4 protein-coding genes are annotated in these 5,018 nt (G+C 76.3%); 3 read left to right on the top strand and 1 reads right to left on the bottom strand.

Features of this window, described 5'->3' with window-relative positions; genetic code table 11:
- Positions 1–950: tetratricopeptide repeat protein (locus NBX02_RS16405; RefSeq protein WP_250292064.1), on the top strand; the 950-nt coding region annotated here is incomplete at its 5' end.
- Between the two features lie 91 nt (positions 951–1,041).
- Here the strand turns inward: NBX02_RS16405 and NBX02_RS16400 are convergent.
- The gene (locus tag NBX02_RS16400) at positions 1,042–2,481 is read right to left on the bottom strand and encodes a DUF1015 domain-containing protein (protein WP_250292062.1); all 1,440 of its coding nucleotides are present in this window, start codon (positions 2,479–2,481) and stop codon (positions 1,042–1,044) included.
- A gap of 659 nt (positions 2,482–3,140) precedes the next feature.
- On the opposite strand from NBX02_RS16400, the gene NBX02_RS23280 reads away from it, so the two are divergent.
- On the top strand, positions 3,141–3,815 hold the full coding sequence (locus NBX02_RS23280; RefSeq protein ID WP_445548477.1) for a tetratricopeptide repeat protein: 675 nt from the start codon (positions 3,141–3,143) through the stop codon (positions 3,813–3,815).
- The coding region (locus NBX02_RS16385; RefSeq protein ID WP_250292060.1) for an HAD-IIA family hydrolase at positions 3,812–5,018 on the top strand (1,207 nt) is incomplete at its 3' end. The genes NBX02_RS23280 and NBX02_RS16385, both read left to right, overlap by 4 nt.

The raw sequence follows: 5,018 nt of genomic DNA, 5'->3' as shown, positions 1-5,018 counted from the left end.
ACCGCCGTCCGGATGCCTCGGCGGGTTCCCCGGCGTCCCCGCGCGGTGGCGCGGGCGCCGGCCGGGGAGCTGGGCGTCCCGGCCGGCCGGCGGCACCGGAGCTGCCGGACGAAGCCCGCGCCGAACTCCTCGACTTCGAGGTCACGCGGGAGCTGCGCGGGCTGGGCGCGTCCCTGGCCGAACCGGTGGCCCGGCATCTGGTGGCCGCGGGCATGTACCTCGACGAGGACCCCGCGCTCGCGCTCGCGCACGCCCGCGCGGCCGCGGGGCTGGCGTCCCGGATCGCCGTCGTCCGGGAGGCGGTCGGGCTTGCGGCCTACCACGCGGGGGAGTTCGCCACGGCGCTCGCCGAGCTGCGTGCGGCACGCCGCATCGACGGGTCCCCACGGCACCTTGCCGTGATGGCGGATGCCGAGCGGGGGCTCGGGCGTCCCGAGCGCGCCCTGCTGCTCGCCCGTGATCCGGGGGCGGCCGAACTCGACGAGGAGGCCCGGGCCGAGCTGCTGATCGTCCTGTCGGGCGCGCGGCGTGATCTGGGTGAGCCGGAGGCCGCGGTTCTGCTGCTGCAGGACGAGGCGGCTGCCGCCGGCGTGCGGCCGTGGAGCGCGAGGCTCTGGTACGCCTACGCGGAGGCGCTGCTGGCCGCGGGCCGTCCCGCCGACGCGGCACGCTGGTTCGCCTCCGCGGCGACCGTCGACGACACCCAGCAGACCGACGCCGCGGACCGTGCCACGGAGCTGGACGCCGCGGAGCCGGACATCCTGGGGCCGGACATCGCGGGGCTGGACATCGTGGGGCTGGGCGCCGCAGGGCTGGACATCGCGGAGCCGGACATCGTGGGGCTGGGCGCCGCGGAGCCGGACATCGTGGGGCTGGATGCCGCGGAGCCGCCGGAGGACGAAGCGGTTCCTCCCGTTCAGGAGCCCGAGCGGGGTCCGGGGGCCGGATAGGACCTTCGAACCGGACGGCCGGGGCGCTCTCCCGGCCGTCCGGTCGTCTGCCGCTGGCTGCCTCATGCCTCGGTCAACGGCACCGGTGCGGTTACTCGTCCAGCGGGCGGATCAGCAGGCCGCTGCGCGGCTTGGGCGTGAACAGCGTCGACTTGCGCGGCATCCGTTCGCCGGCCGCGGCCACGGCGGCGACGTCCGCGGCCGGGGTCGGGTTCAACAGCAGCGCGATCGCGGCGTCCGGCGCCGCCACGTCGGCACCGGCCGTGGACGTATTGGACGCGGACGCCGCGGCACCGCCGGCCACCACTGCCGCCGTGGTGTCGCCGGGCGCGGGCACCGCCGCTGTTGCCGCTGCCCCTGTTGCCGCTGCCGCTGCCGCTGCCGCTGTGGCGATCGCGGTGGCGGCGTCATGCCGGTAGCCGACCACGTCCTCGGTGTCCGCCAGCCCCCAGACTTTTGTGATCAGCGCGAGATGCGCGACGGTGACGTCGAGCTGGCGGAAGGCGGCGGAGCGGTCCGCCGGCAGCGCGTCGGCGAGCAGCACCGGGTCCGGGCGCGTCAGCAGGAACGCCGCCCGGCCGTCAGTGATCACGAAGGCGTGGCCGTCCTGGCCGGCCTTGGCCAGCTCACCGAGCAGATACGTGCCAGCGGGGTCGCCGACAGCGTCCAGCGGCTTCACCTGGAACACCGTCCCGGCGCGGCGGACGGCTTCGCTGAGGGCCAGGCCGTGTACGACCCGGTGGATCGCATGGACCCGTGGGCCGGACACCCGGGCGTCCACCAGGAAGGCCAGGCCGAAGTCCCAGGGGCCGCCGCCGTGACCCGCCGTGTGGCGGTCGGCCTGGTAACGGCGGTAGGTGGCGTACCGGTGGTGGCCGTCGGCGATCACCGCCCGCCGTCCGTACAGATCGTCGGCGACGGCGGCGAGCCGCTCCTGGTCGGTCAGCGCCCAGATGCGGTGGGTGACACCGTCGTCGGTCGCCGTGGTCAGGAGCGGTGTGCTCGTCACCGTCTCGGCGACGACCCGGCTGGCGGCCCCGCCGCCCTCGTACAACAGGAAGATCGGCTCGAGGTTCGCCCCGGTGGCCACGGTCAGGGCCAGCCGGTCGGTGACCGGGCCGGTCATGGTGTTCTCGTGCGGCAGGATGATCCCCGCGTCCGGGTCGGCCAGCGCCACCGCACCGACCAGGCCTCGCTGGACGTGCCCGTCCTGGGCCTGCTCGTACACGTACAGCGCCGGGCGTTCGTCGCGGCGCAGGACCGCGTCGGCGGTCCAGGCGCGCAGGGTGTCCGCGGCCCGCCGGTAGCGGCTTCCCGGGGAGTCCTCGTCGTCGCGGGGGAGGATGAGCCGGACGGCGTTGTGCGGATGCCGTGCCTCCAGCGCGGTGACACCGGCGGCGTCGATCACGTCGTAGGGCGGGGCGGTCCGTGACGCCAGCTCCGCACCGTCGTCCGCGGCATACCGCAGGGCCCGGAACGGGGCCAGGACCAGTCCGCCAGGTGAGGGTGGTGCCGGGACGGGAGCAGCCATGCGGCGATCGTATGGGTCCAGCCGCCACCGACGCCGCCGGCATCGAACGGGCCTGGCATCGAACGGGCACCGCCGGCACCGGGACGGGCACCGGGCTGGCAGCCCGCCGACGGGCACGGAACCGGCGGGCGGCGACCGGCGTCGGAGGAACCTGTGCCGCCGTGGACGCCATCGACACCGGCCGGTGCCGTCGGCCCCTGCCTTGCGCGGACGCCCTGCGGGCGCCGCCGGCAGCGGAGGAAACTCGTGGGCTGCGCGGTCGGCGAGGTATGCGACGTCCTGCGGGCGCCGCCGGCACTGGAGGAAGCCCGTGGCGCCGAGCCCGGCCGGCGACCAGGTCCGCCTGCGGGCGCCGCCGGCAGCGGAGGAAGCGCGTCCCGCGGTGGAAGGGACGGCGGGCGGTGAGGCGACGAAATGGTACGCACCTCCACCGATCGGCGCGATCGGTGGGAGCGGGGGGTGGTTTCCGGCGACACTGGGAGCTGGGCCTCGGCCACCGGCGTCTGGCCATGTGGGTGCCGACGTCGGCATATCGGAGGTGCATCGAAGGTTCAGACGGGTACCGGGGCGCGGATGCCACCGGGTCGCGGCACGGCAGGAAACGCAGGGAAAGCCAGGACAGGCAAACAGAGCCAGGACAGGCAACGAGGGAGGCGCGGATGTCCGGCGGGCACGACGGACCGGTTGCCGGCGAGGGGAGGGGCCCCCGCGACGAGTGGCTGCCCGCGAGCCTGGGGCGCATCCCCGACACCCCTCCCGCTCCTGGCACCCCCGTTCCCGCCAACACCCCGGCCGCTGGCACCCCTGCTCCTGGCGGTGACAGCGCGGCCGGCGCCGAGGGGGCCGGTACCGTCCCGGGCGCCAGCGGGTCCGGCGCCAGCGGTACTGCAGATGCCGCCGGCGTCGGCGATGCCACCCAGCTGGGTGGTGGCAGCCCCGGTGGCAGTCCTGGCGGTGAGGTCTACGACTGGTACACCCGGGGTGTCGCCCTGCTCGACCGGGGCAACGCCAACGCCGCGGTCCAGCTGCTCGCCCATGCCGTGGCCGCCGAACCGGGCTCGCGCAGCGTCCGGGAGGCGTTGGCCCGGGCCCAGTTCGACGCCGGCCAGTACGGCGCGGCCCGGGAGAGCTTCGCCTGGATCGTCGCCCACGACCCGACCGACGACTACGCCCAGTTCGGGCTCGGCATGGCGGCTCGCCGCACCGGTGACCTGCGCGCGGCGGTGGAGCATCTGGCGCTCGCCGTCGCGATGCGTCCGGACCTCGGGCACTACGGGCAGGCGCTGCGGGGTGTGCGGGCCGCGCTCAACCGGCCGGTGCGGGGACGGCCGTGACCCACGGCCTGGGCCTGTCCACCCAGCCGGCCGGCCCGGATGAGCCGGGGGCCCCGAGCGAGACGGGCGAGTGGGGTGGGCCGGGTGGGCCGCTGTCGGCGTCGCCGGCCCCGCTCGTCGACGTCCACGACGCCGCCCTGATGGACCTCGACGGGGTGGTGTACCGCGGCTCCGAGGCGGTGCCCCACGCGGCGCCGGCCATCGCCGCCGCCCGTGGACGCGGGATGCGGACGGTGTTCGTCACCAACAACGCGCTGCGGACGCCGGCCCGGGTCGCCGAGCGGCTGCGTTCCTTCGGGGTGCTCGCGGCGCCGGCCGACGTGGTCACCTCCGCGCAGGCGGCGGCGCGGCTGCTCGCCGGACGCCTGCCCCGCGGGGCGGCCGTCCTGGTCGCCGGCGGCGAGGGCCTGCGCGAGGCGGTGCGGGACGTGGGCCTGCGGCCGGTGACCACCGCGGGGGAGGGGCCGGCTGCGGTGGTGCAGGGCTTCGACCCCGCCATCGGCTACGCCCGGCTCGCCGAGGCCGCGCTCGCGATCCAGGCGGGCGCGCTGTGGGTTGCGAGCAACACCGACGCCTCGGTACCAACCGAACGCGGCCTGCTGCCCGGCAACGGCTCACTGGTCGCGATGCTGCGGACCGCGACCGGGGCGGTCCCTCTGGTGGCCGGCAAGCCGGAGCGGGCGCTGCACGAGGAGTCGGTCCGCCGTGCCGGCGCCCGCTCGCCACTGATCGTCGGCGACCGGCTCGACACCGACATCGCCTCCGCCGTCCGTTCGGGCACGCCGTCCCTGCTGGTGCTCACCGGGGTGACCGGCAAGGGCGAGCTCCTGCGCGCCGGGGCGCACTATCGGCCGACCTATGTCGCGGCCGATCTGCGGGGCCTGTTCGTACGTCATCCGGGCACCCGGCTGTCGGTGTCGGCCGCTGGTGACGGGGCTACCGCCGGCCCGGCGGACGAGGCGTGGCCGGACAGGGTGCCGGACAGGGTGCCGGACGAGGTGGAGGCGTTCTGCGGCCGGTGGGCGGCCCGGGTGCGGGCGGGGACACTGACCTGGCGGAGAGTACGTCCGGCGGGCCGGCCCGCCGACCGGTCGGAGGCTGTGCGCATCACCGACGGTGACAGCCCTGGGCGTGGGGGCAGGGAAAGCCCGTCGGGCAGCGCTTCGCCCAGGGACGCCGTGTGGGCACGGGAGGGCGTGCGGG

The organism is Protofrankia sp. CiP1_Cm_nod1 (assembly GCF_920888515.1).
GTDB lineage: Bacteria > Actinomycetota > Actinomycetes > Frankiales > Frankiaceae > Protofrankia.
Note: the sequence above shows the minus strand (reverse complement) of the source record. Positions and strands in the feature narration are given on the sequence as shown.

Bases quoted from the DNA above. Each gene is read 5' to 3' on its own strand.
- NBX02_RS16400 (WP_250292062.1), bottom strand. From the start codon at position 2,481: ATGGCTGCTCCCGTCCCGGCACCACCCTCACCTGGCGGACTGGTCCTG.
- NBX02_RS23280 (WP_445548477.1), top strand. From the start codon at position 3,141: ATGTCCGGCGGGCACGACGGACCGGTTGCCGGCGAGGGGAGGGGCCCC.